The 26,022-nt window shown below is 61.9% G+C and carries 22 protein-coding genes; 11 read left to right on the forward strand and 11 right to left on the reverse strand.

What is annotated here, in order from left to right; translation table 11 throughout:
- Positions 1-23 precede the first annotated feature (23 nt).
- Positions 24-1,058 (reverse strand): DUF2157 domain-containing protein, encoded by a 1,035-nt coding sequence (locus ABLV04_RS18695; RefSeq protein WP_044521467.1) that lies wholly within the window; start codon positions 1,056-1,058, stop codon positions 24-26.
- A 344-nt stretch (positions 1,059-1,402) separates the two neighbouring features.
- Positions 1,403-2,269: a helix-turn-helix transcriptional regulator gene (locus ABLV04_RS18700; RefSeq protein WP_023288725.1), complete on the reverse strand. Its 867-nt coding sequence runs from the start codon at positions 2,267-2,269 to the stop codon at positions 1,403-1,405.
- Positions 2,270-2,377: 108 nt separating this feature from the next.
- On the opposite strand from ABLV04_RS18700, the gene ABLV04_RS18705 reads away from it, so the two are divergent.
- Positions 2,378-3,805 (forward strand): MFS transporter, encoded by a 1,428-nt coding sequence (locus ABLV04_RS18705; protein WP_048296961.1) that lies wholly within the window; start codon positions 2,378-2,380, stop codon positions 3,803-3,805.
- Positions 3,806-3,875: 70 nt separating this feature from the next.
- Positions 3,876-5,120: a mechanosensitive ion channel family protein gene (locus ABLV04_RS18710; protein ID WP_004202471.1), complete on the forward strand. Its 1,245-nt coding sequence runs from the start codon at positions 3,876-3,878 to the stop codon at positions 5,118-5,120.
- A gap of 2 nt (positions 5,121-5,122) precedes the next feature.
- Here ABLV04_RS18710 and ABLV04_RS18715 read toward each other — a convergent pair whose 3' ends face one another.
- Positions 5,123-6,103, reverse strand: a complete 981-nt coding sequence (locus tag ABLV04_RS18715) for a LacI family DNA-binding transcriptional regulator (RefSeq protein ID WP_017900840.1) — start codon at positions 6,101-6,103, stop codon at positions 5,123-5,125.
- A 248-nt stretch (positions 6,104-6,351) separates the two neighbouring features.
- On the opposite strand from ABLV04_RS18715, the gene ABLV04_RS18720 reads away from it, so the two are divergent.
- On the forward strand, positions 6,352-6,768 hold the full coding sequence (locus tag ABLV04_RS18720) for an Exc2 family lipoprotein (protein WP_023288721.1): 417 nt from the start codon (positions 6,352-6,354) through the stop codon (positions 6,766-6,768).
- Between the two features lie 33 nt (positions 6,769-6,801).
- On the opposite strand, the gene ABLV04_RS18725 is transcribed toward ABLV04_RS18720, so the two are convergent.
- The 5 genes from ABLV04_RS18725 to ABLV04_RS18745 form a co-directional block, all read right to left on the reverse strand.
- Complete coding sequence (locus ABLV04_RS18725) at positions 6,802-7,953, reverse strand: Gfo/Idh/MocA family oxidoreductase (RefSeq protein WP_060589580.1); 1,152 nt, start codon at positions 7,951-7,953, stop codon at positions 6,802-6,804.
- A 1-nt stretch (position 7,954) separates the two neighbouring features.
- Positions 7,955-8,977: a sugar phosphate isomerase/epimerase gene (locus ABLV04_RS18730; protein ID WP_023288719.1), complete on the reverse strand. Its 1,023-nt coding sequence runs from the start codon at positions 8,975-8,977 to the stop codon at positions 7,955-7,957.
- A 16-nt stretch (positions 8,978-8,993) separates the two neighbouring features.
- Entirely contained in the window at positions 8,994-10,199 is a 1,206-nt protein-coding gene (locus ABLV04_RS18735) for an MFS transporter (protein WP_348816039.1), read from the reverse strand.
- A 187-nt stretch (positions 10,200-10,386) separates the two neighbouring features.
- Positions 10,387-11,763, reverse strand: coding sequence for a phenylalanine transporter (gene pheP, locus ABLV04_RS18740; protein WP_023288717.1), 1,377 nt, complete (start codon positions 11,761-11,763; stop codon positions 10,387-10,389).
- A gap of 230 nt (positions 11,764-11,993) precedes the next feature.
- Positions 11,994-13,478, reverse strand: a complete 1,485-nt coding sequence (locus tag ABLV04_RS18745; protein ID WP_032454961.1) for an aldehyde dehydrogenase family protein — start codon at positions 13,476-13,478, stop codon at positions 11,994-11,996.
- 159 nt (positions 13,479-13,637) lie between these two features.
- Between ABLV04_RS18745 and ABLV04_RS18750 the strand changes: the two genes are divergently transcribed.
- From ABLV04_RS18750 to ABLV04_RS18765, 4 genes are all read left to right on the forward strand, one after another.
- Positions 13,638-14,939, forward strand: coding sequence for an FAD-binding oxidoreductase (locus ABLV04_RS18750; RefSeq protein ID WP_023288715.1), 1,302 nt, complete (start codon positions 13,638-13,640; stop codon positions 14,937-14,939).
- A 13-nt stretch (positions 14,940-14,952) separates the two neighbouring features.
- A complete protein-coding gene (locus ABLV04_RS18755) occupies positions 14,953-15,318 on the forward strand; it encodes a cupin domain-containing protein (RefSeq protein WP_002892824.1) in 366 nt (121 codons plus the stop codon).
- A gap of 306 nt (positions 15,319-15,624) precedes the next feature.
- Positions 15,625-17,124 carry an APC family permease gene (locus ABLV04_RS18760; RefSeq protein ID WP_032454960.1) on the forward strand — a complete coding sequence of 500 codons (1,500 nt, stop codon included), beginning with the start codon at positions 15,625-15,627 and terminating at the stop codon, positions 17,122-17,124.
- The gene (locus ABLV04_RS18765; protein WP_023288713.1) at positions 17,102-17,695 is read left to right on the forward strand and encodes a DUF3156 family protein; all 594 of its coding nucleotides are present in this window, start codon (positions 17,102-17,104) and stop codon (positions 17,693-17,695) included. Before ABLV04_RS18760 ends, ABLV04_RS18765 begins: the two co-directional genes overlap by 23 nt.
- A 6-nt stretch (positions 17,696-17,701) precedes the next feature.
- On the opposite strand, the gene ABLV04_RS18770 is transcribed toward ABLV04_RS18765, so the two are convergent.
- The 3 genes from ABLV04_RS18770 to ABLV04_RS18780 all read right to left on the reverse strand — a co-directional run bounded on the left by ABLV04_RS18770 (position 17,702) and on the right by ABLV04_RS18780 (position 20,808).
- On the reverse strand, positions 17,702-18,817 hold the full coding sequence (locus tag ABLV04_RS18770) for a class II histone deacetylase (protein WP_048334288.1): 1,116 nt from the start codon (positions 18,815-18,817) through the stop codon (positions 17,702-17,704).
- The gene (locus ABLV04_RS18775; RefSeq protein ID WP_348816041.1) at positions 18,814-20,007 is read right to left on the reverse strand and encodes an MFS transporter; all 1,194 of its coding nucleotides are present in this window, start codon (positions 20,005-20,007) and stop codon (positions 18,814-18,816) included. Before ABLV04_RS18775 ends, ABLV04_RS18770 begins: the two co-directional genes overlap by 4 nt.
- A gap of 117 nt (positions 20,008-20,124) precedes the next feature.
- Positions 20,125-20,808, reverse strand: coding sequence for a LuxR family transcriptional regulator (locus ABLV04_RS18780; protein ID WP_032454931.1), 684 nt, complete (start codon positions 20,806-20,808; stop codon positions 20,125-20,127).
- 425 nt (positions 20,809-21,233) lie between these two features.
- Between ABLV04_RS18780 and ABLV04_RS18785 the strand changes: the two genes are divergently transcribed.
- The 4 genes from ABLV04_RS18785 to ABLV04_RS18800 all read left to right on the forward strand — a co-directional run bounded on the left by ABLV04_RS18785 (position 21,234) and on the right by ABLV04_RS18800 (position 25,879).
- Complete coding sequence (locus ABLV04_RS18785) at positions 21,234-22,421, forward strand: anaerobic sulfatase maturase (protein ID WP_060589575.1); 1,188 nt, start codon at positions 21,234-21,236, stop codon at positions 22,419-22,421.
- Between the two features lie 43 nt (positions 22,422-22,464).
- The gene (locus tag ABLV04_RS18790) at positions 22,465-24,198 is read left to right on the forward strand and encodes an arylsulfatase (RefSeq protein ID WP_023288708.1); all 1,734 of its coding nucleotides are present in this window, start codon (positions 22,465-22,467) and stop codon (positions 24,196-24,198) included.
- Between the two features lie 87 nt (positions 24,199-24,285).
- Positions 24,286-25,062, forward strand: a complete 777-nt coding sequence (locus ABLV04_RS18795; protein ID WP_049013140.1) for an SDR family oxidoreductase — start codon at positions 24,286-24,288, stop codon at positions 25,060-25,062.
- A 25-nt stretch (positions 25,063-25,087) separates the two neighbouring features.
- Positions 25,088-25,879 (forward strand): MoaF C-terminal domain-containing protein, encoded by a 792-nt coding sequence (locus ABLV04_RS18800; protein ID WP_348816044.1) that lies wholly within the window; start codon positions 25,088-25,090, stop codon positions 25,877-25,879.
- Positions 25,880-26,022 lie beyond the last annotated feature (143 nt).

Here is a 26,022-nt window from a genome sequence, read left to right on the forward strand (position 1 = left end):
CTTCTTTAAAAGCGCTTAATTTTTCATGGTTTAACGTTCCCCGCATGCCAGATGCGCTCGGCATAACGGCCAATCACCGCCAGCGAGACGGCAAGGATCAGGAAAAACAGCACCTTGTGCATCCCGTTCCAGAAAAACTCAAAGAAGCGGGTATAGAGATTGATCGCCAGGAAGGTTAACCCGAAGCCGCGCAGCATTGCGTCATCGGTTTTCAGACTGATAAAAATGCAGACGCCGGCCGCCGCGGCAAACAGCAGCCCCCACGGCAGGAGTCGCGCCTGGCTTACGTTGTACCAGCTGTCAGCGTCGTAATTGCCGAAAATCGACAGGATCCACAGCGCAATAAACAGATACGTGAGGCCCATCGCCTTGCTGACGGTAAACAGCTGCCGCTGGCGAAGCAGGGACTGCGCGCCGTAGCAGAGCGCCAGCAGCGCGCCGCCGAACAGGACGAAGCGAATCGGGTAGTTCATGCCCAGCCAGTAGGCGCCCCACCCCGAGACGTAGCCGGTTTCCGCGCCAAACCAGTTGCCCAGCGCCAGCAGGAAAAAGAGCCACACCAGCCCGGAGCGGGCAGCATAGCCGATAGCGCCGTAAATCACGCATCCGGCCAGAAACAGCGGCGCGATATGGCCGCTGCCGTTATCCAGCCGTTCGCCAAGCTGCCATAGCGCCACCGCGGTAAAGACAACGCCCAGAAACAAAATCGCCTCGGTGCTGTAGTGCCACTGCGTTTCCCGCCGCTGGCGGCGAAAACCCCAGGCGTAGCAGGCGACAGCCAGCAGCGCAGGCAGCAGGATCCGCGTCAGCGCCGAGCGGCTGAACAGGCTCAGCAGCCACGCCACCAGTTCATTGTCGGCGAACAGACTGCCCAGAGCAATCAGCACGCAGGCCAGCGCGGTCCAGAAGGCATAGCGGCTCAGACGCCGCCAGTCGAAGGGGGAGACGCGCAGCGTTTGCGCCAGCCGCTGGCTGTCTGCCGGGGTTAACTCCCCGCTGGCCTGCCAGGCGTTCAGCGCGCGCTGAATAATGCGCTGCTCTTTTCGGGTTACGTTCATAGGCATTCCTTGAGACTGATGACAAACCTGTTTTCGCTAATGTACTCGCCTTTCTGCGGGTGGCAGTTGCGCCTGACCCGGCCTACCTAACCATTTATATATCAGATTGTTACCCCGCAACTTAGGCCCGCGTAAGCGCAGCGCCGCCGGGCATGATATCAGGCTCGATACCCGTCATATTGCCGGGTGGCGGCTGCGCCTGACCCGGCCTACGGTCCCAAATCACCGCCGGGCCTGGGGCTGCTGAAACTGCCGGTGTTGCGGCCTCAACATCGCTGAGACGTTCCCGGCCGGCCGGGCAATACCCGAAGATGGCACATTGCCAGCCATCTGATTCCTTGTGATTAATGTTGGTCCAGCCACGCCAGCGCCTGCTCGCCCGCCTCGTCCATCGGCAGGTAGACCAGCAGGCGCGAACCGTTGCGCGGCGCCGAATACCAGTACATCTGCTGCAGGCTGAATCGCCCGAGCTGCGGGTGGTTAAAATGTTTAATCTGGTTTTCCACGCCGCGCACCTCGTAGCGCTGATGCCACAGCGCTTCAAACTCCGACGAGGCGGCGAAAAAGCGCGCCAGTTTGTTTTCCCATGCCGGATCGCCGCGGTGCTCGGCCATCGCGGCGCGGAAATAGGAGACGAAGGTCGGCAGCACATCGCGATTTTCGATCCGGCTGCGCCAGGTCTCATGGGTCAGATACAGATAAATGCAGTTGCGATCTTCTTCCGGGAGGGTGGCGAAATCGATGCCCATCAGGCGGCAGAAGCTGTCGTTCCAGGCCACAATATCAAAGTTCGGTTTTTGAATACTGGCCGGCTGCGGCATCAGGCTGTCGAGCATTCGCCGGGTGCCGGGGCTGATGCCTTCACATACCGTCACCTGGGTCGCTTCCGGCGGGGTCAGCCCGGCGAGTACGAACAGGTGCCGGGTCTCCAGCGGGCTGCACTGCAGGGCATTCGCTACCCCCACCAGCACCGCTTCCGACGGATTCACCTCCCGCCCCTGCTCCAGCCAGGTGTACCAGGTGACGCCGACATCGGCGAGCATCGCCACCTCCTCCCGGCGCAGACCCGGCGTGCGCCGGCGGCCCACCCGGGGCAACCCCAGGCGCTGCGGATCGAGGCTCTCACGCCGGGCGCGCAGAAACGCCCCCAGCTGTTTGCGCCGATCGTCCGGCACGGCGAACGTCGACTCTCGTTGCGGCATCGTGGTCATCACCCCTCCAGCATGGTAGTTCCAGTACCAGTATAGACAGGAACTGGTACCCGTTTAATTTATCGGTAATGCTACGTCGGTCTGCTGAATGACGCAATGGAGAACCCCATGAAAACGTCTGCTGTTTCACCCGGCCGCGCCGGTCTGTGGCTGCTGCTGGGCGGCCAGATGCTGCCGCTTATTGATACCTCGATCACTAATGTGGCGCTGGACGCCATCACCCACACCCTGGCGGCCAGCGCCACGCAGCTGGAGCTTATCGTCGCGCTCTACGGCGTCGCCTTTGCCGTCTGCCTGGCGATGGGCAGTAAGCTTGGCGATAACTATGGCCGCCGTCGTCTGTTTATGTGGGGCGTCGCTCTCTTTGGCATCGCTTCCCTGTTGTGCGGCATGGCGAACAGCATCAGCGCCCTGCTGGCCGCCCGCACCCTGCAGGGCGCCGGGGCGGCGCTGATTGTGCCGCAGATCCTCGCCACCCTGCACGTCACCCTCAAAGGCCCGGCCCACGCCCGGGCCATCAGCCTGTATGGCGGGATCGGCGGGATCGCGTTTATCGTCGGTCAGATGGGCGGCGGCTGGCTGGTATCGGCGGATATCGCCGGGCTGGGCTGGCGCAACGCCTTTTTTATCAATGTGCCGATCTGCCTGCTGGTGCTGGCCCTGAGCCGCCGCTATGTGCCGGAAACCCGTCGTGAGACGCCGTCGCGGATTGACTGGCAGGGTACCCTGTACCTCGCCCTCATTCTCTGCTGCCTGCTGTTCCCGATGGCCCTCGGTCCGGAGCTGCACTGGCCGCTGTGGCTGCAGCTGATGCTGGTGGCGGTCCTGCCGCTGCTGTTCGCCATGCGTCAGAGCGCCCTGCGCCAGCAGCAGCGCGGCGACCATCCCCTGCTGCCGCCGCGTCTGCTGCAGTTGACCAGCATCCGCTTCGGGATGGCCATCGCCCTGCTGTTCTTCAGCGCCTGGTCCGGCTTTATGTTCTGCATGGCGCTGACCATGCAGGAGGGGCTGGGGATGGCGCCGTGGCAGTCCGGCAATAGCTTTATCGCCCTCGGCGTGGCCTATTTTATTTCGGCGCTGTATGCCCCGCGGCTTATCGCCCGCTACAGCATGGGGCGGATCCTGTTGACCGGTCTGACGGTGCAGATCGCCGGGCTACTGCTGCTGTGCGCCACCTTCTCCCGCTTCGGCATCGCCACCACCGCCCTGACGCTGGTCCCCGCCACGGCGCTGATCGGCTACGGTCAGGCGCTGATCGTTAACAGCTTTTACCGGATTGGCATGCGCGATATCAGCGCCAGCGACGCCGGGGCCGGGAGCGCCATCCTCAGCACCCTGCAGCAGGCGACCCTCGGTCTCGGGCCGGCTATCCTCGGTTCGCTGTTTCTGGCGCTGGCCCGCCGCGGCGGCGGAAACTATCCGCAGGCGCTGATTGATTTTCTGCTGGTCGAGGTGGCCATGATGCTGTTGCTGGGGGCCATCGCGCTGTGGCTGCGCCATCATCTCAACCGACAGCCGGCGACGGCGGCGTCGTAATACCGGCGGCGGTAATTTGCATAATCGTTATCCAGCGGTCATCATACCCGCTGGATATTCAGGAGACGTTATGCAGGAATTAATATCGCAAATTGCCGCCTTAGGAATCGAAATAACCCCCACCCGCTCGCTGATGATTATCTTCGGCATTATCTTGTTCACCGCCGTCGTCGTGCATCTGATATTGCACAAAGTGGTCCTGCGCGCTTTTGAAAAACGGGCGTTGGCCAGCAGCCATCTGTGGTTGCAAATCATCACGCAGAATAAACTCTTTCACCGACTGGCCTTTACCCTGCAGGGGATCATCGTTAACGTGCAGGCGGTGCTGTGGCTGCAAAAAGGCAGCGAGGCCGCGGAAATATTAACCACCGTGGCTCAGCTATGGGTGATGATATATGCCATGCTGTCCTTCTTCTCGCTGCTGGATGTGATCTTAAAGCTGGCGCAGAAATTTCCCGCCGCCTCTCAGCTACCGCTGAAGGGGATATTCCAGGGAATTAAGCTGGTGACGGCGATTATTATCGGCATCCTGATTATTTCCCTGCTGATAGGCCAGTCGCCAGCGATCCTGATTAGCGGGCTCGGCGCGATGGCCGCGGTACTGATGCTGGTATTTAAAGATCCGATCCTTGGTCTGGTGGCCGGTATTCAGCTCTCGGCCAACGATATGCTCAAGCTTGGCGACTGGCTGGAGATGCCGAAGTACGGCGCCGACGGCGCGGTGATCGATATCGGCCTCACCACGGTCAAGGTACGCAACTGGGATAACACCATCACCACCATTCCGACCTGGTCGCTGGTCTCCGACTCATTTAAAAACTGGAGCGGGATGTCGGCCTCCGGCGGCCGCCGCATTAAGCGCAGCCTCAACATCGACACCACCAGCATTCATTTCCTCGATGAACAGGAGCAGCAGCGCTTGATCCGGGCGAAGTTGCTTAAACCCTATATGGATTCGCGCCACGAGGAGATTAGCGCCTGGAACCAGCAGTATGCCGGGGAGCAATCGGTCCTCAACGAGCGCCGAATGACCAATGTCGGCACCTTCCGCGCCTATCTGCAGGAGTATTTACGTCATCATCCGCGCATCCGCCAGGATATGACCCTGATGGTGCGCCAGCTGGCGCCGGATGCCAACGGCTTGCCGATCGAGATCTACTGCTTCACCAACACCGTGGTGTGGGCGGAATATGAGGGGATCCAGGCGGATATTTTCGACCATGTCTTCGCCGTGGTGGAGGAGTTTGGCTTACGCATTCATCAAACGCCCACCGGCAACGACATTCGCGCGCTGGCGGGGGCCTTCTCCCGCTAACCTCAGGCGCTGGCGCGGGCGATCACGCGCCAGTCCATCATCACCCGCTCGACGGCGGCGTCGGGATCGTCGATGCGTTTCATTAACAGATCCACCGCCGTGCGGCCGATCGCCCGGGAGGGCTGTTCAACGGTGGTCAGCTGCGGGGAGACCACTTCCGCCAGCTCGGTGCCGTCGAAGCCGATCACCGCGATATCCTCCGGCACCCGCAGCCCGGCCTGGTCAATCGCCCGCAGCGCCCCGGCGGCAAGGGAGTCCGATACGGCAAATACCGCGTCGGGCTTCTCGTCTTGCGACAGCAACTGCTCCATCGCCCGTTTACCGGCCGCCGCGCTAAGATCCTGCGCGTAGGTTACCTGCTGATACGCCAGACCGTGCACGTGCAGCACGCTTTTATAGCCGCGCTCGCGCAGACGAGCGTAGCGATAGCTGAGGTCGTGATTAATGAGCGCGATGCGCCGGCGGCCGCCGTCGGCCAGCCGGGACACCGCCCCCTGGGCCGCCTCGACGTCGTTAATCCCGACGCAGGAGATGCTGCCGGTGTCGGCATACTCCGCACACTGTACCCAGGGCGCATCGCCAATCATGGTGGTCAGTTCCGGCAGGCTGGAGAGCGCGTTCATGGTGATAATGCCATCGACCATTTTGCCGGAGAGCAGCTGCAGGCCGGAGGTCGAGCGGGCCAGATCCGACCCGGAGTTACACAGCAGAATGCGGTAGCCGTTCTTTTCCGCCTCTTCTTCTATCCCTTTCACCACCTCGGCGCAAAAGGGGTTAGCGATATTGGAGACCATCACCAGGATCATATTGCTGCGGGCGGTTCGCAGCTGTCGCGCCAGCAGGTTCGGCTGATAGTTGCTCTCTTTGATCGCCTGCAGCACGCGCTCACGGTTTTTGGCTTTTACCGTATCGCTGTTGTTCAGCACCCGCGACACCGTGGCCACCGAAACGCCGGCCAGACGAGCAATTTTCTGAATAGACATAAACCCTGCACTTCCTGCGATAGAGGTGGATCCTGCAGGCTATCATAAATGACCTCTGGTTGGCCTGCCAGCCTGGCGCGCAAGCGCGACTCAGTAAGACGGTGTCTCGGGAAACTATTAATAATCAGGGCTTCTCTCCCGCCCCGTTAACGCGCATCCTTTTGCCGTTTCATATGCTTATAAGCGCAGGAGGCGCAACAGACCGCCTGCGCCCCATTTGTGCTTTTATGATTAAGGATGATATCCCCATGAGGCTCTCCACCGCGATTCTCGCCCTCAGCTGTGCCCTGGTAACGATCACCGGCTGCACCTCGTCAAAATCGTCACCGGAACGCCACGCCTATGCGTTCGTCGCCCACCGCTCCGATTTTGTCGGCGGCAACTTCACCGTCAACCGTCAGGAAAATTACCGTTTAAACCTGCCGACCTTCACGGCGATGTACGCCCGCGGCCAGCAGGATAAAGCCGCTGGCATGAGCGAAAGCGACGCCCGCCGCACCGCCGAGGCCATCAAACAGCAGGCGGCGCAGGGCACCCGCACCGAGCACGCCTTTACCGGCAACGCCAGCGACAAATGGGATAATGCAATGGAAAATAAAGATGCCGTCCTGTTCGGCAATGAGCTCTCCGGGGCCTATCTCGACGGCTATCTTGGGGTGAAATAACCCGGCGGCGCGCGTCCTGCGCCCCGCCAGAATTCAGCGTTCGACGCTCACCCAGCGCTGCTGCTGATGGCTTTTGACGATCGCCTCGATGATGTACATCACATCGGCGCCGTCGTCGAAAGCGGCGAAGCGCCGGGCCCCGGCCTCCGGCATCTTCCCGGCGCGCACCGCCTGATAAAAATGGCCCATCATATTCTTAAAGGCGTCCGGCCAGCCCTCAATATGGCCGCCGGGGTAATGGGCGCTGTCAGCGATCTCCGGCCGCAGCAGGCTGGGGTCGTCGCTGAGCCGCCGATCCGGCTGCTCGCGGTGGCCAATCCACAGCCGCTGGGGCACTTCCTGATCCCAGGCCAGAGAACAGCGGCTGCCGTTAATCTCCACCGCCAGACGGTTTTTCCGCCCAGCGCTCACCTGAGAGACCATAAAGCTGCCTTTGCTGCCATCGTCAAAACGCAACAGCACCGAGCCAAAGTCCTCGGTATCGACAGGCCGGGTTTCATATCCCTGCGCCTCGTGAACGGCGCTGAAGGTCGCTTTGCCATTCACTGGCGCTTTACGCGTCGGCCAGACGATAGACAGATCCGCCATCACCTCGACAATCCGCCGACCGGTCATAAACTGCACGGTATCGCACCAGTGGGAGCCGATGTCGGCCACCGTCCGCGACGCGCCGCCCTGCGCCGAATCAACCCGCCAGTTGTAGTCGGTCTCCAGCAGCATCCAGTCCTGTAAATAGCCGCCGTGCGCCGCGAAGATTCTGCCGACATCGCCATGGCGGATCATCGCCGCCGCCTGCTGGACCATGGCGAACTGGCGATAGACAAAGCTGACGCCATGCACCACGCCGGCCCGGGCGGCAAGCGTCACCAGCTCCCGCGCCTCCTCCGCCGTCATACACAGCGGTTTTTCGGAGAAGACGTGCAGCCCGGCGGCGAGGATCTGCCGGTTAATCTGGGCATGCAGATGGTTCGGCGTACAGTTATGCACCACCTGCAGCCCCGGATGGGCCAGCAGCGCCTCCACGCTGTCGTAGGCATGGGCTATATTCAGCGCACGCGCCTTGCGCTGCGCCGCCTCAAGGCTGCTGTCGCACAGCGCCACCACCTCGATATCCCCCAGCCGCCGCAGCGCCTCCAGATGCGCCGGACCAATAAACCCTGCCCCAATAATCGCGACCTGAATCATATTATTCCCTCCCGCCGGCGGCAAAGTCATCGAAGGCCCGCCCGGCAACGGGAATGATATGGCGACGAATAAACTCGCTGCCCTCGCGCGCGCCGGTCTCGGCGTCCTTCAGGCAGCACTCCCACTCCAGCACCGCCCAGCCGTCAAAATCATATTCGGTCAGCTTACTGAACACCCCTTTGAAGTCGATCTGCCCGTCGCCGGGAGAGCGGAAACGGCCAGCCCGCTGCTGCCAGGGCTGATAGCCGCCGTAGACGCCATTGCGCCCGTTGCGGCGAAATTCGGCGTCCTTGACGTGAAACGCTTTAATTCGCGAATGATAGATATCGATATAGGTCAGGTAGTCCATCTGCTGCAGATGCAGGTGGCTCGGGTCATAGAGCATATTGCAGCGCGGATGGTTATCCACCCGCGCGAGAAAACGCTCAAAGGTCACGCCATCATGCAGGTCTTCGCCAGGGTGGATCTCATAGCAGACATCAACGCCCTGCTCGTCGAAGAGGTCCAGCAGCGGCCGCCAGCGCCGGGCCAGCTCGGCAAAGGCCTCATCCAGAAGCGGCTGATTATGCGGCGGCCATGGATAAAAAAAGGGCCATGCCAGCGCCCCGGAAAAGGTCGCATGGGCCTTCAGCCCCAGGCGACCGGAGGCCACCGCCGCCTGCTTGACCTTCTCCACCGCCCAGCGCTGGCGCGCCTGCGGATCGCCATGCAGCGCCGCCGGAGCAAAGGCGTCAAACGCTGCGTCATACGCCGGATGCACCGCCACCAGCTGTCCTTCAAGGTGGGTGGACAGCTCGCTGATCGCCAGCCCATGCTCCGCCAGGACACCGCTGACCTCGTCGCAGTAGGTCTGGCTCGCCGCCGCCCGCTCGACATCGAAAATCGCCGGGTGGTTGCAGGGGATCTGCAATGCCTTGTACCCCAGGCCGGCGGCCCACTGCGCCACCCCCTCCAGCGTGTTGAACGGCGCCTGCGGGCCGATAAACTGCGCCAGAAAAATGCCCGGTCCCTTAATCGTTTTCATACCCCCTCCTGAAAAATTAGTGCGGCTCTTTCTCGTTGTACTGGAAAGAGAAAAGGAAAATCAGCGCGATAACCGCAGCGGCCACCGCCGGGATCCACCAGAAGGTCACCCAGGCCTGCGGCACGCTCTGCCCGGCCACCAGATGGTTATACAGCGCGCCGGAGATCTGCGAACCCAGCAGCATGCCGATCCCGTAGGTGAACATCACAATCATGCTCTGCGCCTGGCCTTTGACCTTCTCGCCCGCCACGCGGTCGGTATAGATAAAGCCGACGACAAAGAAAAAGTCATAGCACACGCCATGCAGCAAAATGCCGAGATAGAGCAGGAAGCGCCCCTCTTCGCTGACGCCGAGGGCGAAAAAGGCATAGCGCACAAACCACGCCGCCATGCCGATAAGCAGCATGTATTTCACCCCGAGGCGACGGAACAGCAGCGGGATCACCAGCATAAAGACGATCTCTGACATCTGGCCGAAGGACATCGCGGTGCTGACATCCTTAACGCCGGCATCCGCCAGATACGACGCGGTATAGGCGTAATAGGTACCTAACGGCACGGAAATTAAGGTGGCGCAGAGGGAGAAAATCAGGAAATGGCGCGTTTTCAGCAGCGCGAAGGCGTCCGCGCACAGCAGATCGCGAAACTGAACCGGCATGCCTTTGGCCGGCGCCGGGGTGTGGGGCAGCGTCAGGCTGTAGATCGCCAGCGCCACCGAACAGAGCGCCGCCAGGGTGAAGATGCCGGTGGTGTCAGAGATGCCGGTCACCCCGATGCAGATCCCGGCGATAATCCAGCCGATGGTGCCGAACACGCGGACCACCGGGAAGGTTTTATCGACGTTAGCCAGGCTGTGGAAGGCGATATTGTTGCTCAGCGCCAGGGTCGGCATGTAGCACAGCGTATAGCCGAACAGCAGGCCAATCAGCAGCGCGCCGTTCTGCGCCACCAGCGCCTGGGGGACAAACCACAGGATCGCCGCCCCGGCCAGGTGCATCACCGCCATCACCTTCTGCGAGGCGAAAAAGCGATCCACCAGCATCCCCAGCACAAAGGGAGACAGGATGGAGGCGATCGGCCCGGCGGAGAACGCATCGCCGATCAGCAATGACATCTCATAGCGGGTCATGACCAGCCCCAGGGTCACCGACCAGCTGCCCCAGATAAAGAACTGCATAAACATCATTAACGACAGCCGCGGCACCAGAAAACGGTGGCTCACGCGGACACTTTCCCGACCTTCTGTTGTTGTGACCATGTTGCTCGCCCTCAGAAAAGTAATCGATTACAAAATCGCTCAAAACAAAAGTAATCGATTACAAAAAGAAGATCGCCAGGCAAATGCGCCACCTGCGAAGAGGATCACAATAAAAAGGCAGGCAGCCCCGCCGGACGGCGGGGCATCTCGCTTACGCCGGGCGGCGCAGCAGTTTGAAGGCGATAAACAGGAACAGGATCCACACCGGCAGCAGGATCGCCGACAGGCGCATCCCGTCGATCGTGCACATCAGCGCCAGAATCAGCCCAAGGAAAGCAATGCAGAAGTAGTTGCTGGCGGGCGCCAGCAGCGCTTTAAACTTCGACTCACGCCCTTTGCGGCGCTGGGCGGCGCGGAACTTCAGATGCGCCATACAGATCATGATCCAGTTCAGCAGCAGCGTCGCCACCACCAGGGCCATCAGCAGTCCCAGCGCTTCATGCGGCAGCAGGTAGTTCAGCACCACCACCAGCGAGGTGATAATCCCCGAGAGCAGCAGAGAGTTCACCGGTACGCCGCGCTTGCTGACGCGGGCGAGGAAGGTCGGCGCATTGCCCTGCACCGACAGGCCGAACAGCATCCGGCTGTTGGAGTACACGCCGCTGTTATACACCGACAGCGAAGCCACCAGAATGACGAAGTTCAGCGCGGACGCCACCAGGTTGCTGTCGAGATGATGGAAAATCATCACAAACGGGCTGCTGTCGGATTTGATCTCCACCCACGGGTAGAGCGCCAGCAGCACCACCAGCGAACCGATATAGAACAGCAGGATACGATAAACCACCTGGTTGACCGCTTTCGGAATGCTCTTTTCCGGATTTTGCGCTTCCGCGGCGGTGATGCCGATAAGCTCCAGCCCGCCGAAGGAGAACATGATCACCGCCAGCGACAGGATAAGACCGTGCCAGCCGGTGGCGAAGAAACCGCCGTGCTTCCACAGGTTGTCGAAACCCGCCTTGCTGCCGCCGTGGCCGCCAAACAGCATCCACAGGCCAAAGGCAATCATGCCGATAATCGCCAGCACTTTTATCAGCGCGAACCAGAACTCCGCTTCGCCATACAGGCGCACGTTGACCAGGTTGACGGCGTTAATAATGAGGAAGAAGGCCGCCGCCCAGATCCAGGTCGGAACGTCGGGCAGCCAGTACTGCATGTAGATCCCGGCGGCGGTCAGCTCCGCCATTCCCACCAGCACGAACATCACCCAGTAGTTCCAGCCGGACAGGAAGCCGGCGAACGGGCCCCAGTATTTGTAGGCAAAGTGGGCAAAGGAGCCGGATACCGGCTCTTCCACCACCATCTCGCCCAGCTGGCGCATGATCAGAAAAGCGACAATCCCGGCCACCGCGTAGCCCAGCAAGACCGCCGGGCCAGCCATTTGAATCGCCGGACCAATGCCGAGAAACAGGCCGGTGCCAATCGCGCCGCCAAGGGCGATAAGTTGAATGTGTCGGTTCTGTAAACCGCGATGAAGCGTCGGGCCGCTCTCTTCTACGGCATCCGACGACGTTGACGCGTCTTTCACGTCGTTCCCCTGTGTGTTTTTGCGAAGGGGCACCTTTTATCACTTAGGGGGGATTGTCGCAAGTTGCGTGGGGCTATGGTGGCGGCTAGATTCCCCCCCACGCTTGCACGATCCCAGGCCGGGCAAGGCGTCGTCGTCCGGCACATACGCGGCTGACTACCCGCTCTCTTTGCCCGCTGGCGCTGAGCTTACCGGCCCTACGCAGACGCCTGTATCCCGGTCAGGAAAACTTAATATCGCACCATCACCGACTTCAGCTCCGTGTAGTCATCGATAAACGCGCTGCCGAATTCGCGACCGATGCCCGAGCCCTTCATGCCGCCGAACGGCACCGCCGGGTCGAGGAAGGTATGCATATTGACCCACACGATGCCGGCGTCTATCGCCTCCGAGTAGCGCAGCGCCAGGCGAATATTATCCGACCAGACGCTGGCCGCCAGGCCATACGGCGAGGCATTCATCCGCGCCAGCGCCTCGTCTTCACTGTGATAGCCGATAAAGCTGCACACCGGGCCGAAGGTCTCCTCGCGCATCAGGGTGCTCTCTTCACTGCGCACTTTGACCGCCGTCGGCTGCAGGAAATAGCCCTCCCCCGGCAGGGCTTCGCCGCCGCAGACGATGGTATCGCCCTCGTCGCGTGCGGTCTGAATGAGCCGCAATACTTTTTCATGCTGCTGGCGGTTGGCCAGCGGCCCCATCAGCGTGCGCTCATCCAGCGGCGATCCCGGCGCGAAGGCGCTGAGTCTTTCTTTCAGCAGCGCCAGCACCGCATCCAGTTTGCCCTGCGGCAGATAAAAGCGCTCCGCGGCGGCGCAAATCTGCCCCTGGTTCAGGTAGCCGGCTTCAAGAATGCCGTTGACCATCGCCTCCGGCGTCAGGTCGTCAAGAAACAGCGCGGCGTTTTTGCCCCCCAGCTCAAGGGTGACCCGTTTACCGAAAGCGCCAGCCGACTGCTGGACTTTCTCGCCGGTAGCCACCGAGCCGGTGAAGCTCACCTTGGCGCAGGCCGGATGAGTAATCAGCCGCTGAGCAATCTCGCCGCCGGCGCCGTTGACCACGTTAATCACCCCGTCCGGAATACCCACCGCTTTCGCCAGCTCCGCCACGCGCAGCAGCGTCAGCGGCGTATACTCGCTCGGCTTGAGGACGATGGTGCAGCCGCAGACCAGGGCCGCCGCCAGCTTCCAGACGGCAATCATAATGGAGAAGTTCCACGGCACGATGCCCACCACCACCCCCAGCGGCTGGCGGCGGGTGAAGGCGGTATATTTCTCCCCGGCCATCGACGGCAGCGACACATCCAGCGTTTCGCCGGTCACTTTTCCCGCCCAGCCGGCGAAGTAGCGCAGGAACGCGACCGATTGATCCAGCTCTAACATGCGCGCCAGCGTGATGGTCTTACCGGAGCAGAGACTTTCCAGCTGCGCCAGCGCTTCGCGATGCTCAGCCAGGGCATCCGCCAGCTTCAGCAGCAAGGTTCCGCGCGCCAGCGTCGGCATTTCGCGCCACTGACTAAACGCCTGGCGGGCGCTCTCTACCGCGCGGTCCGCCTGGTCGCTATCCGCCGCGGTGACCTCGGCGATCGCCCGCCCGGTGGCCGGGTTGATCACCGCAAACGGCGCGCCGCGGCCCGCCTCTCGCTCACCGGCGATAAACTGCCCGTGCGGCTGGCGTAAAAAGGCGGTCACTTCCGCCAGTAAGGTTATCTCGCTCATCGTCAGTACCCGTTTTTTCAGCAACGTTGGCCCATCACAGCACGGCTTCCCGCCGCCGCCCATCGTTCTAAAGAACGTCATTCTTCCGGACGATATTCAACGCCCGCGCGGCGTGCTGTGATGAGGAACTTGAGCGAGGCAAGACCACAGGGTAACGCGATGAACATCAAAATCGATGCGCTGAACTACTACGGCGCGACGAAGAAATACCACCTCCATTTTCCGGCGCTGCGGGAAGATATTGAAGCCGACGTGGTGATTATCGGCGGCGGCTTCTCCGGCATTAACACCGCCCTTGAGCTGGCGGAACAGGGCATCACCAACGTGGTGGTGCTGGAAGCGCGCCATCTCGGCTACGGCGGCACCGGGCGCAACGGCGGCCAGGTGATGGCCGGTATCGGTCACGATATCGAAGCGGTAAAAAAGCACGTCGGCAAAGAGGGGCTGGAGACGCTGTTTAAAATCGCCAACCTCGGCGCAGGCATCATTCGCGAGCGCATCCGCAAATACAACATCGACGCCGATTTCGTCCCCGGCTACGGCTACCTCGCCTATAACCAGCGGCAGCTCAAAACGCTGCGCCAGTGGGAGAAAGAGTTTAAGGCCGCCACCCCGGATGAAGATATCGAACTGTATACCGGGAAAGAGGTGCAGCAGGTGGTCGGCTCCGAGGTCTACTGCGGCGCGCTGAAACATATGGGCGGCGGGCAGATCCATTCGCTCAATATGCTCCTCGGCTCGGCGCAGGCCGCCCATTCGCTGGGGGTGAAGATCTTCGAATCCTCGCCGGTGGTGGAGGTGAATTACGGCAAACAGGTGCGGGTACGGACCGCGATGGGCAGCGTCAAAGCCGCCAAACTGCTGTGGGCCTGCGACAGCTTCCTCAACAATATGGAGCCGGAGATCTACAACAAAACGCTGGTCACCTACTCCTACCAGGTATCGACCGAGCCGCTCTCCGATGAACTGATCGAGCGCATCAGCCCGCTGCGCGGCGCCTTCAGCGATATTCGCCCGGTGATTAACTACTACCGCGTCACCCGGGAAAACCGCCTGCTGTTCGGCAGCGCCACCCGTTTTGTGGAGTATACGCCGAACGATTTCGCCGCCTGGAACCGCACCCTGCTGGCGGAGGTCTTCCCCTATTTGAAGGATGTGAAGATCGATTTCGCCTGGGGCGGGCCGATGGCCTGTAGCGCCAATCTGTTCCCGCAGATCGGTACCCTACGCGATCACAACAACGTCTTTTACGTCCAGGGGTACTCCGGCTTCGGCGTCACCCCGTCGCACATCGTGTGCAAAATCCTCGCCGAAGGGATCAACGGCGGTTCCGACCGCTATCGTCTGCTGAGCAGCATCCCCCACGCGACCATCCACGGCCGTGACAGCCTGCGCTTGCTATTAGTCACAGCCGGAAAACTGATGCATCAAACCGCCGGTTTCTGGAAAGGCCGGAGTTAACCAGGAGAACGCTATGCACGCTTTTAAACTTAAACACCCGGTGCCCGACCTGCAGCCGATCGGCAGCGTCAGCCTGCTCGGCGCGACGCCGACCGCCGGCGACCCGCAGGTGGCCGGGGCGATGATCTACGGCGAGCCGCAGGATGCCTTTACCTGCGGACTGTTTTCGTCCACTGAGGGGAGCTTTACCATGACCTATCCGTTTACCGAACACGCCACCGTGCTGGAAGGCGAAGTGGAGCTGACCGTCGCCGGCGGCGAGCCGCAGCGCTTTGCGCCGGGCGACAGCTGGTTTGTTAAACAGGGTACCGAAGTGGAGTGGAAAATCCTGACGCCGCGCTTTGTGAAGCACTACCTGGCGAACGTCGAGACGCGCTAATGCGCTGATCATGCCCGGCGGCACTGCGCTTGCCCGGGCCGGGGGGACGAATGCCGTCGCCAGGCCGGGTCAGGCGCCAGCCGCCACCCGGCAGAAACAGGCGCAATGTAGCAAGACGGATGGCCCCTGTTTTCGGGGTCATGTTGTTTTTCCAACCTCACATTCATCGACGGCGTCACAGAATCATGCGCCGCCCTCCACCTTCCGGACGATATTCGTTGAGCAGGATGCCCGCCTAAATTATGACTATCCGGGAGTGGCGCTGGCTATTCCCTGCCCTCCCCCACTATTGTGCAGAGGTTGACTATGTTTAGTAACAGACTTGCCAGCCATCTTGAGCGCGGGGTCGTCGGCTTCCCGACCACTCTCGCCAGCTCCGTCGGGCTGATTATGGCCAGCCCGGTGATCCTGACGGTCACCAGCGGCTTCGGCATGGGCGGTGATACCTTCGCGCTGGCGGTGCTGCTGGCCTTTATTATGATGCAGGCGCAGGTCACCACCTTTGCCGAGGCGGCGACGCTCATTCCTACCACCGGTTCGGTGTACGACTATATCTCCTGCGGCATGGGACGCTTCTTCGCCATCACCGGCGCGCTATGCGCCTATCTGATCGTGCATATTTTCGCCGGGACGGCGGAGACGATCCTGGCCGGCATTATGGCGCTGGTGAACTTCGAATCGATCAACGCCCAGATGGCCGCTCACCAGAACACCTGGATGGTGGGCGTCGGCATGGTGGTGGTTTTCGGCCTGCTGAACGCCATCGGCGTGGAAATCTTCGGCAAGGTCGAAGTGGTGCTGACCTTCGGCATGTGGACCACGCTGACCATTTTCGGCCTGTGCGGCATTTTTATGGCGCCGGTCACCCACCTTTCCGGCTGGTTCGGCACGCCGCTGAACGTCAGCGATATCCATGGCCTGTTCGGCTATATCGGCATGGCGATGTTTATGTTCGTCGGTTGCGAACTGGTGACGCCGATGGCGCCGGAGATCAAACAGGCTCACCGTACCATTCCGCGAGCGATGGCGCTGGGCCTGCTGGGGGTCGCCAGCTGCATGTTTATCTACGGGGCGGCGATCAACCGCCAGGTGGAGAACACCGTGCTCGACGCGGCCAACAACGTCCATCTGCTGGATACGCCGATGGCGATCCCGGCCTTCGCCGAGCGGGTGATGGGCCACGCCGGCCAGTACTGGCTGGGGGTTGGGCTGCTGCTGGCGGGCTGCGCCACCATCAATACGCTGATGGCCGCGGTACCGCGCATTATTTACGGTATGGCGCTGGACGGCGCGCTGCCCCGCTTCCTGACCTGGCTGCATCCGCGCTTTAAAACGCCGGTGATCGCCATCGCCATCGGGGTGGCGATCCCCTGCCTGCACGCCTGGTATCTGAACGGCGATCTGGACCGCATTGTGCCGCTGATCCTCGCCGCGGTCTGCGCCTGGGGCGTCGCCTATCTGCTGGTTACTCTGTCGGTGGTGATGCTGCGCATTCGCCGCCCGGACCTGCCGCGCGCCTACCGCTCGCCGTGGTTCCCGCTGCCGCAGATTATCTCCAGCGTCGGAATTATCATCGCTATCGTCAATATCACCCCGCCGGGGATGGACAGCCGCCAGGTGCTGGTGCCGTTCGGCATTATGCTCGGCCTGACCGCCGCCTACGCCCTGTTCTGGACGGTGTGCGTACAGCGCGTCAATCCGTTCAAGCCGCTGGTGGTGGAAGAGGTGGTCGACCGCGCCATCAGCAACTACGAAAAACAGACCCGCGGGGAGATGACGCCAGATGTCCTCCGTCCCCTGGTTTGAGACGCCGTTAATGAACGCGGTGCAGCGCGATCTGGCCGGCTGGCCCTGCGAAAAGCTGAGCGAGCGCAGCGCGCTGCTGCGATTGAACGACGCCACCGCCGTCACCTTCAGCGTGCGTCAGAAGCGGCTGTTTATGGCCAGCATTCACAGCTGCGAATTTGTCGTCGCAGGGCCGGTCACCCGGCCCGTGCGCGGTCACATTCGCGCCCATCAATCCGGCTGGTGGAAACGCCAGCCGATCCGCTTTATCGGCGGCAAAGGCAGCGAGGAACTCGCCGGCTATCTCAACGGGTTTCCTAATCTCCAGCAGACCCTAAGCGAGCTGGACTACCGCCGCTTTTCGTTGACCTTTGACGGTAACGGCTGGCGCTGCAGTATTGAACCCTGGGCCGCCAGCGAAGTGGTCTGTAAAATGCCGCCGCTGCGCCGCTATCTGCGGCTGGAAGCGCAGCAGCGGATGCTGCTGCTCAGCGTGCTGGCGATGATCGATCAGGCAGTCAGTCAGTGGATGCGCGGTGAAATCGTAGATGAGAAAGCATTTTCTTCCCCGCCATCACAGCGGGGAAGCTGAGCCGGTTTACTGCAGGCCAAACCGTTGCGCCAGCCGATCGATGGCCTGCCTCTGGAACTGCGCAAACTCCGCCCGCGGCTGCTGCTGCTGAATAAAGTCCAGCAGCGGATCCTGGACCGCGGTGCGAATGCCGCTCAGGGCTTCCATCACCGCCAGGCCGCAGAACGGCACGTAGGATTCGGCGTAGCCGCCCTCGTGCACCATCACCAGTTTCCCGCCGCACAGACGATCCGCCGCCTGCTGCACCAGCCCGGTCATCGCCCGGAAGCTGTCGCTGTGCAGCTGCATCCGCGCCAGCGGGTCCATGGCGTTGGCATCATAGCCGCAGGCGATAATAATCAGCTCCGGCTCAAAACGCGCCAGCGCCGGAATAACGATGGTTTCCAGCGCATAGCGCCAGCTATCGTCCCCCGCCCCGGCCAGCAGCGGAATATTGATGTTGTAACCTTCGCCCGCGCCAGCGCCGCGATCGTCCTCACCGGCATAACCGGGTGGGAAGCAACCGTCCTGATGCAAGGAGATGGTCAGCACGTCGTCGCGCTGCAGGTAGATATGCTGGGTGCCGTTGCCGTGATGAACGTCCCAGTCAATGATCGCCACCTTGCCGAGCCCCAGCAGCGCTTTCGCCCGCTCGACGGCAATCGGAATATTGGCGAGGAAACAGAAGCCCATCGACTGGTCCGGCAGGCAGTGGTGTCCGGGCGGTCGCGACAGCGAATAGGCATTATCCAGCTCGCCCTTCAGCACCGCTTCCACCGCCGCGCAGGCCAGTCCGGCGGAGAGACAGGCGATTTCATAACTGCCCGGCCCCAACGGCGCCTCCTTGCCCAGCATGCCGCCGCCGTTATCGCTTATCGCCTTGAAGCGCTCAAGATAGCTGTCGGGATGGATCCGCCGCAGGTCCGCAAGGCTTGCCGGCGCCGCGCTGCGCAGCGCCAGCTGCGGCGTCAGCCCGGAGACGTCCATCAGGTTTTTCATCCGCCGTTTGGTCTCCGGCGATTCGGCATGACCGCCGCCGGCAGGCGGTTGCACCCACCCGCCCACCGGCAGCGTCACCGCGTGCAGACCGGTACTGTGCCAGAAACAACGTTCATCAAAGAAGAAACCGGTTTTTCTTTTCACTCTATCCTCCCGTTGGCTAAGCCTTTGCCGGCGGCCGACGCCGCCGCAATCAAAATCAGTGACAGCAGCGCGCAGCCCCCTGCCGCCAGCAGCAGCGGATCGGCGCTGGCAAAATGCTGCAGTAAAGCCCCGGCTAATGCCGGACCGGCCGCCATGCCGCCGCCGATCACCAGATTAATGCTGTTCATCAGCCGGCCGTTGTTATCGAGCCCGGCGACGCGGGCGAGAATAAAGGGCAGCACGAAGGTCCAGGTGAACTTAAACAGCAGCGCCGCGATGGCGTAGCGCGCCAGCAGCGGCTGGCCGATCAGCAGCCCGACGCTGACGATCAGCAGGCCGTAGCCCAGCCACACCGGCAAACGATCGGCCCGCCGGGTGCCGCGCAGGGCCGCGCCCCCCGCGCCGATAATGCCGCACACCGTCGCCGCCGCCAGCACCAGGCCGACCTGCGTCGGGCTCAGGCCCGCCGCCGCGCCGAGGGTGCCGATAAAAGTCCACACCGCGCTAAGGCTGATATAGAAGGTCAGCACCGCGAGGACCGCCAGCGCCTGACGCCACAGCGCCGTCGGCGGCTGCTGGCGCGAGACGGACAACGGTTGAAAGCGCGGCGGGAAAGCCGACACCAGCGGCAGGCAGCAGAGCATAATGGCGGCGAGGATCAGATAGACCACCTTGAGGCCAAAGCTGGCAAACAGCCCGGGCAGCACCAGCAGGCCAAGCATCCCCAGCAGCAGTTGCCCAAGCACCCAGAAGGCATAGACTCGCGACGGGTTCGAGGTTCCCGCCGCGCAGCTGATGCACAGAATCATCAGCGTGCCGCCCGCCAGCGAGGCGAGAAAGCGCACCGCCAGCAGCGTCTCATACTGGGTCACCGCCGCCGAGGCGAGATTGGCTGTCAGAAACACGACCCCGGCCGTCAGGGCGACCCGCCGCCAGTCGAGGCGACTCATCCACCACCACGCCGGCAGCGTCGCCAGGCTCATCGCCCCCAGTTCCGCCGAGAACAACCAGCCGATCTGGCCGGGTTTTAGCTGCCATTCGCTGGCCAGCTGCGCCGCCACCGCCGGCGCGGTCATCAGAATACCCGGCGCAATAGCGGCGAAAATCACAATCGCCGCCAGCAAACGCAGGGACACGACCAGCCCGGCGGGCCGGGAAAGCGCATGTTCAGTGAGAGGGGTACTCGACATCGTAGGGCGTGCTCCGGTCAAAAAAGCCTCCCCCCGGAGGGGTCTCCAGGGAGTGATACCCACAGGCATCAGGAAAACGCCGTGCTGCCACGGCGCGCGCGGGATGCGATAGTCAGATCACAGATGCAGCGTACGCTGAGCGGCCGGCATCCAGGTTCGGGAAACGAGTTCAGTACGATTGACCACTTCGGTCTTGGCGAAAATATTGCGCAGGTGCGTTTTCACCGTCGAGAGCGAGATATCCAGCCGGCGGGCAATCAGCTTATTGCTGGCCCCTTCGCGCACCATGCCGACGATTTCCCGCTCTTTGGCCGTCAGGATGGCGGGCAGGTCATCTTCGTCCTGCAGGCAGTCGCGGATCGCCAGCTCCACCAGCGGCAGCACCGCCTGGGCCCGATGACGCTCTTCGCTGGAGAAAGGCACGTCGCGCATCAGCGAGATACCGGCGACGATCCGCCGCTCGCGGCGAATAAAGATCTCGGTCATGTCGCGCACATTATTCGGCAACATAAATTCATGATAATAATGCCGGTTGCGGTCGCAGAGCCGCGGCGTCATCGCCGCCATGGTGGTGTTCTGGTGGCTAAAGCGCGACGGCAGCAACGGATCCAGCGGCTGGAAGTTTTCCAGATATTGTTGGTGCGTATTATCAGAAATATTATGCAATATATAGTTTTCGGGTTTTAACCGATTATTTACTCGATAAAATACCGCCGAAGACAGTGGAATTAACTGGGAAATAGTCTGTAAACAACGGGCTATTATCGCATCATTACGGCTGGCTTTTAACAAAGCAGACATGATAGGGCCTCCCCGTCGAGGTGCTGGTACATGACACATGAATGACTACCGATTATTGAAGCATACATTTCACATTTAAGTAACACAATCATTAACATATTAACAGTGTGATAGCCGTTACAAAATTTTCAGCAATCCATTGTTATATAAAGCATTTAAAAAACACACCCGCCATGCTTTACGATAGCGGCGTTAAAACATAAACAAAAAAGATTAACACCCGGCGGACAGGCCCCTGGTGATAAAAAAACCCTATCCCGGACGCGTCTCTCTCATCCTTAAGAACGATGGATTTCTGTTTTTTTTCACTTATACCTCTAACAGGATGCAATTAATTTTCGCCGCGGCTTAATCATGTGATTACGCCTGACCCGCTGTTGCCAAAATAATATCAACAGCGCCGGTCATTAACCGAGGATAAGCCGATGCTGAATATCGCCGCCCTGCGCCAGCAGCAAATTCCGCTGGCCGCTGAGCCGCGCTCGCCGGTGCCGTTTCATATTCTGATGAAGCCGATTGGCCCCGCCTGCAATCTCGCCTGCCGCTACTGCTATTACCCACAGGATGAAACGCCGGTCAACAAGATGGACGAGGCGCGGCTGGAGCAGTTTATCCGCCGCTATATCGCCGCCCAGCCCGCCGGCGCGCGGGAAATCAACTTTGTCTGGCAGGGTGGTGAGCCGCTGCTGGCTGGCCTGAGCTTCTACAAAAAAGCGCTCGCCCTGCAGGCACGTTATGCCCCCGACGGCGTCACCATCAGCAACAGCCTGCAGACCAACGGCACGCTGATCAACGACGCCTGGTGCCGGCTGTTTCGCGAGCATCGCTTTATTATCGGCTTGAGCCTCGAAGGCAGCGAAGCGCTACAGGACCAGCATCGTCCGGATAAACGCGGCCGGGCCACCTGGCCGGCGGCGCTGCGCGGCATCGACCTTCTCCACCAGCATCAGGTGGAGTTTAACCTGCTGGTGGTGGTGCATAACGAGATGGCGGCGCACGCGGCGGCGATTTATGACCGGGTGGTCAGCCTCGGCGCGCGCTATCTGCAGTTTCAGCCGCTGATGAGCGAAGGCGCAGCGCTGCGCGAGGGCTATCAGCTGAGCGCCGATAACTGGGGGCGTTTTATGGTCGGCATCTGGCGGCAGTGGCAGAAGCGCTGCGACAAGGGGCGGGTGTTCGTCATCAATATCGAGCAGGCGTGGGCGCAGTACTTCACCCACACCAGCGGCAGCTGCGTGCACAGCGCCCGCTGCGGCAGCAATCTGGTGATGGAGCCCGACGGAGAGCTCTACGCCTGCGATCATCTGATCAACGCCGAACATCGGCTGGGCCGCCTCGATGAGCAGACGCTCGCCGCCGCGGTCGACGCCTCGGTGCAACTGCCTTTCGGTCAGCAGAAAAGCCTGCGCCGCGAATGCCAGACCTGCGCGGTCAAAATGGTCTGCCAGGGCGGCTGTCCGGCGCATCTCAACGCCGCGGGCAACAACCGCCTCTGCGGCGGCTACTACCGCTTCTTTAGCGAAATTCTTGCGCCCGTGCGCCCCTTTTCCCGCGACCTTCAAGGACTGCAAGCCTGGCGGGCCGCGTTTGTCGGGGCCGCGCATCCGGCGTAGCCCGTTGCTCTGAAGCTATCCCTTTGAAACAGGAGAATCCGTTGTGAATAAAACAGCCATGGCCGCGGCGGTCAGTGTCATCCTCGCCGGCGGCGCGCACGCCGCGCAGCAGGAGCGTCCGAACGTCATCGTCATTATCGCCGATGATATGGGCTACTCGGACATTAGCCCCTTCGGCGGCGAGATCCCCACCCCCAACCTGCAGGCGATGGCCGAGCAGGGGATGCGCATGAGCCAGTATTACACCTCGCCGATGTCGGCCCCGGCGCGCTCCATGCTGCTCACCGGCAACAGCAACCAGCAGGCCGGGATGGGCGGCATGTGGTGGTATGACAGCACTATTGGCAAGGAGGGCTACGAGCTGCGGCTGACCGACCGCGTCACCACCATGGCCGAGCGCTTTAAAGACGCGGGGTATAACACTCTGATGGCCGGCAAGTGGCACCTTGGTTTTGTTCCCGGCGCCACGCCGAAGGACCGCGGCTTTAACCACGCTTTCGCCTTTATGGGCGGCGGCACCAGCCATTTTAACGACGCTATTCCGCTGGGTACCGTTGAAGCGTTTCACACCTACTACACCCGCGACGGCGAGCGCGTCTCCCTGCCGGACGATTTCTACTCCAGCGAGGCCTACGCCCGGCAGATGAACAGCTGGATTAAAGACACGCCGCAGGAACAACCGGTCTTCGCCTGGCTGGCCTTTACCGCCCCGCACGACCCGCTGCAGGCGCCTGACGAATGGATCAAGCGCTTCAAAGGCCAGTATGAGCAGGGCTACGCCGAGGTCTATCGCCAGCGTATCGCCCGCCTGAAAGCGCTGGGGATTATCCATGACAACACCCCGCTCCCGCACCTTGAGCTGGATAAAGAGTGGGACGCGCTGACCCCGGAGCAGCAGAAATATACCGCGAAAGTGATGCAGGTCTACGCGGCGATGATCGCCAATATGGACGCGCAGATCGGCACCCTGATGGAAACGCTGAAGCAAACCGGTCGCGATAAAAACACCCTGCTGGTGTTCTTAACCGACAACGGCGCCAACCCGGCGCAGGGCTTCTACTACGAATCCACCCCGGAATTCTGGAAGCAGTTTGACAACAGCTATGACAACGTTGGCCGCAAAGGCTCGTTTGTCTCCTACGGCCCGCACTGGGCCAACGTCAGCAACGCCCCTTACGCCAACTATCACAAAACCACCAGCGCTCAGGGCGGCATTAACACCGACTTTATGATCGCCGGCCCCGGGATTACCCGCCACGGTAAAATCGACGCCTCGACGATGGCGGTGTATGACGTGGCGCCGACCCTGTATGAATTCGCCGGTATCGACCCGAACAAATCGCTGGCGAAGAAGCCGGTGTTGCCGATGATCGGCGTCAGCTTTAAGCGCTATCTCACCGGCGAAGTGCAGCAGCCGCCGCGCGGAAACTACGGCGTCGAGCTGCATCATCAGGCGGCGTGGGTCGATGGCGAATGGAAGTTGCGGCGGCTGGTGCCGCGGGGCTTCACCGCCGGCGACGCGCCGTGGCAGCTGTTTAATCTGCACGACGATCCGCTGGAAACTCATGACGTCGCGGCCCAACACCCCGATCGGGTCAAAGCGATGAGCGAAGCCTACGAGGCGTTCGCCAGACGCACCATGGTCACCCGGGCGCAGGGCAAAATGATCGATTACGTCGGCATCGACAGCAAGACCGGACGCTATCTGGCGGTCGACCCCGCCACCATGAAGCCGGTTCCGGCGCCGCAGGCGATCCCGGTGAGCGAGCTCCATTAACCGACCCGGCTATCGTTCTTCCGGGCGATAGCCGGGAGCTGGCGCGCTTTTTAAGGTAACCGGAAACCCCATTACAGGAGAGAGCGAATGGCGAGAGTCGTGGTGATCACCGGCGGCGGAACCGGAATTGGCGCCGCCTGCGCGCGGCTGATGCGCGCCGCGGGCGACCGGGTGTTTATTACCGGACGGCGCGAGGCGCCATTGCGGGCGGTCGCCGATGAGACCGGCGCCACGGCGCTGATGGGCGATGCCGCCGACGGCGAGGCGTGGCGCCAGCGGCTGCTGCCGGCCATTCTCGACCAGGCCGGCGGTATTGATGTCCTCATCTGCAGCGCCGGCGGGATGGGCAACAGCCCCGCCGCCGATACCAGCGACCGCCAGTGGCGCGAGGCGCTGGACGGCAATCTCACCAGCGCCTTCGCCAGCGTTCGCGCCTGCCTGCCCTCGCTGATTGCCCGCCGCGGCAACGTGCTGTTTGTCGCCTCCATCGCCTCGCTGGCCGCCGGTCCGCAGGCCTGCGGCTACGTCACCGCCAAACACGCCTTAATCGGCCTGATGCGCTCCGTCGCCCGCGATTACGGCCCGCAGGGGGTGCGCGCCAACGCCGTCTGCCCCGGCTGGGTCACCACGCCGATGGCGGATGAAGAGATGCTCCCGCTGATGCAGGCGGAAGGGTTGTCGCTGACTGAGGCGTATCAGCGGGTCTGTCGCGACGTTCCGCTGCGCCGACCCGCCAGCCCCGAGGAGATAGCCGAGGTCTGTCAGTTTCTCTGTTCGCCGCAGGCCGCCATCATCAGCGGCGCTACGCTGGTCGCCGACGGCGGCGCCAGTATCGTCGATGTTCCCACTCTGGCGTTTGCCTAACGCCCTACTCTGTTCAGGAGCCCCTATGACTTCAGAAGCCGTATTTATCCAGGTCGGCGCGCTGGCCGATGGTTTTGCGCCACACGGTAATGTACTCGCCACCGCCAGCCTGCCCGCAGGCGAGCGCTTTACCTTTTATGTCGCCGGGAGCGAGCCGCAGCAGCTGATCATCGAAGATGAGCAGACGCTAAGCTGGAACGGCACGCGCGCCCCCTGGCGGGCGACCGCCCTGCGCCCGGATATTCTGTTTATCGACTTCCTTGACCCGGAGCGGGATAACGCCAGCATCAGCGCGGTATGTAACCTGACGCAGCGCAACGCTACCCTGGTCTATGGCCAGCTGCCGGACGAAGCCGCCGCGCGGCTGGACGCCTTCAGCCGGGTGGAGCGAGGCCTGCCGCTGACCGCGGTAGAAGCGCGCTTTGTCTTCGCCCGCCTGGATGCGCAGCCGGGGCCGCTGCCGGGCTTTACTCCTGCGCTGGTCGGCATGCGCAATCAGTACACCTACAGCCCGACCGAGCGCTATGAGCACATCTATCTCAACGATAATTTTTACACCTGGCAGTGTCTGGACGGCGTGGAAAAGGGGCTGGCGGATGTCGACCGCTGCCACTATGTGCTGGTGGCGGAGGATCTCTATCTGTTTGTCTGGCGCGAGAAAATCATTCCGACGCTGGGGGTGATCCTGATCGATCTTCAGCAAATGCGCACCGACGGCAAGATCATGGGCTATCAGGGCAGCGACTTCGGCGCCCTCAGCAACTTCCCGGTCGGCGCCAGCGCGAAGATCCTCAACATCACCCGCCATCAGGAATAAAGGGGCGCCGCCGGGCACGCTTTCAGGCACCATGCCCGTCCTATTGCCGGGTGGCGGCTGCGCCTTACCCGCCTGCGGGGTCCTCTCACAGGCTCATACCTCGTAGGCCCGGTAAGCGCAGCGCCACCGGGCGATGACAGCAG

The sequence above is a fragment of the Klebsiella sp. JN_Kp127 genome (genome assembly GCF_040062505.1).
Taxonomy (GTDB): Bacteria; Pseudomonadota; Gammaproteobacteria; order Enterobacterales; family Enterobacteriaceae; genus Klebsiella; species Klebsiella quasipneumoniae.

Bases quoted from the DNA above. Each gene is read 5' to 3' on its own strand.
- ABLV04_RS18695 (WP_044521467.1), bottom strand. From the start codon at position 1,058: ATGAACGTAACCCGAAAAGAGCAGCGCATTATTCAGCGCGCGCTGAAC.
- ABLV04_RS18700 (WP_023288725.1), bottom strand. From the start codon at position 2,269: ATGACCACGATGCCGCAACGAGAGTCGACGTTCGCCGTGCCGGACGAT.
- ABLV04_RS18705 (WP_048296961.1), top strand. From the start codon at position 2,378: ATGAAAACGTCTGCTGTTTCACCCGGCCGCGCCGGTCTGTGGCTGCTG.
- ABLV04_RS18710 (WP_004202471.1), top strand. From the start codon at position 3,876: ATGCAGGAATTAATATCGCAAATTGCCGCCTTAGGAATCGAAATAACC.
- ABLV04_RS18715 (WP_017900840.1), bottom strand. From the start codon at position 6,103: ATGTCTATTCAGAAAATTGCTCGTCTGGCCGGCGTTTCGGTGGCCACG.
- ABLV04_RS18720 (WP_023288721.1), top strand. From the start codon at position 6,352: ATGAGGCTCTCCACCGCGATTCTCGCCCTCAGCTGTGCCCTGGTAACG.
- ABLV04_RS18725 (WP_060589580.1), bottom strand. From the start codon at position 7,953: ATGATTCAGGTCGCGATTATTGGGGCAGGGTTTATTGGTCCGGCGCAT.
- ABLV04_RS18730 (WP_023288719.1), bottom strand. From the start codon at position 8,977: ATGAAAACGATTAAGGGACCGGGCATTTTTCTGGCGCAGTTTATCGGC.
- ABLV04_RS18745 (WP_032454961.1), bottom strand. From the start codon at position 13,478: ATGAGCGAGATAACCTTACTGGCGGAAGTGACCGCCTTTTTACGCCAG.
- ABLV04_RS18750 (WP_023288715.1), top strand. From the start codon at position 13,638: ATGAACATCAAAATCGATGCGCTGAACTACTACGGCGCGACGAAGAAA.
- ABLV04_RS18755 (WP_002892824.1), top strand. From the start codon at position 14,953: ATGCACGCTTTTAAACTTAAACACCCGGTGCCCGACCTGCAGCCGATC.
- ABLV04_RS18760 (WP_032454960.1), top strand. From the start codon at position 15,625: ATGTTTAGTAACAGACTTGCCAGCCATCTTGAGCGCGGGGTCGTCGGC.
- ABLV04_RS18765 (WP_023288713.1), top strand. From the start codon at position 17,102: ATGTCCTCCGTCCCCTGGTTTGAGACGCCGTTAATGAACGCGGTGCAG.
- ABLV04_RS18775 (WP_348816041.1), bottom strand. From the start codon at position 20,007: ATGTCGAGTACCCCTCTCACTGAACATGCGCTTTCCCGGCCCGCCGGG.
- ABLV04_RS18780 (WP_032454931.1), bottom strand. From the start codon at position 20,808: ATGTCTGCTTTGTTAAAAGCCAGCCGTAATGATGCGATAATAGCCCGT.
- ABLV04_RS18785 (WP_060589575.1), top strand. From the start codon at position 21,234: ATGCTGAATATCGCCGCCCTGCGCCAGCAGCAAATTCCGCTGGCCGCT.
- ABLV04_RS18795 (WP_049013140.1), top strand. From the start codon at position 24,286: ATGGCGAGAGTCGTGGTGATCACCGGCGGCGGAACCGGAATTGGCGCC.
- ABLV04_RS18800 (WP_348816044.1), top strand. From the start codon at position 25,088: ATGACTTCAGAAGCCGTATTTATCCAGGTCGGCGCGCTGGCCGATGGT.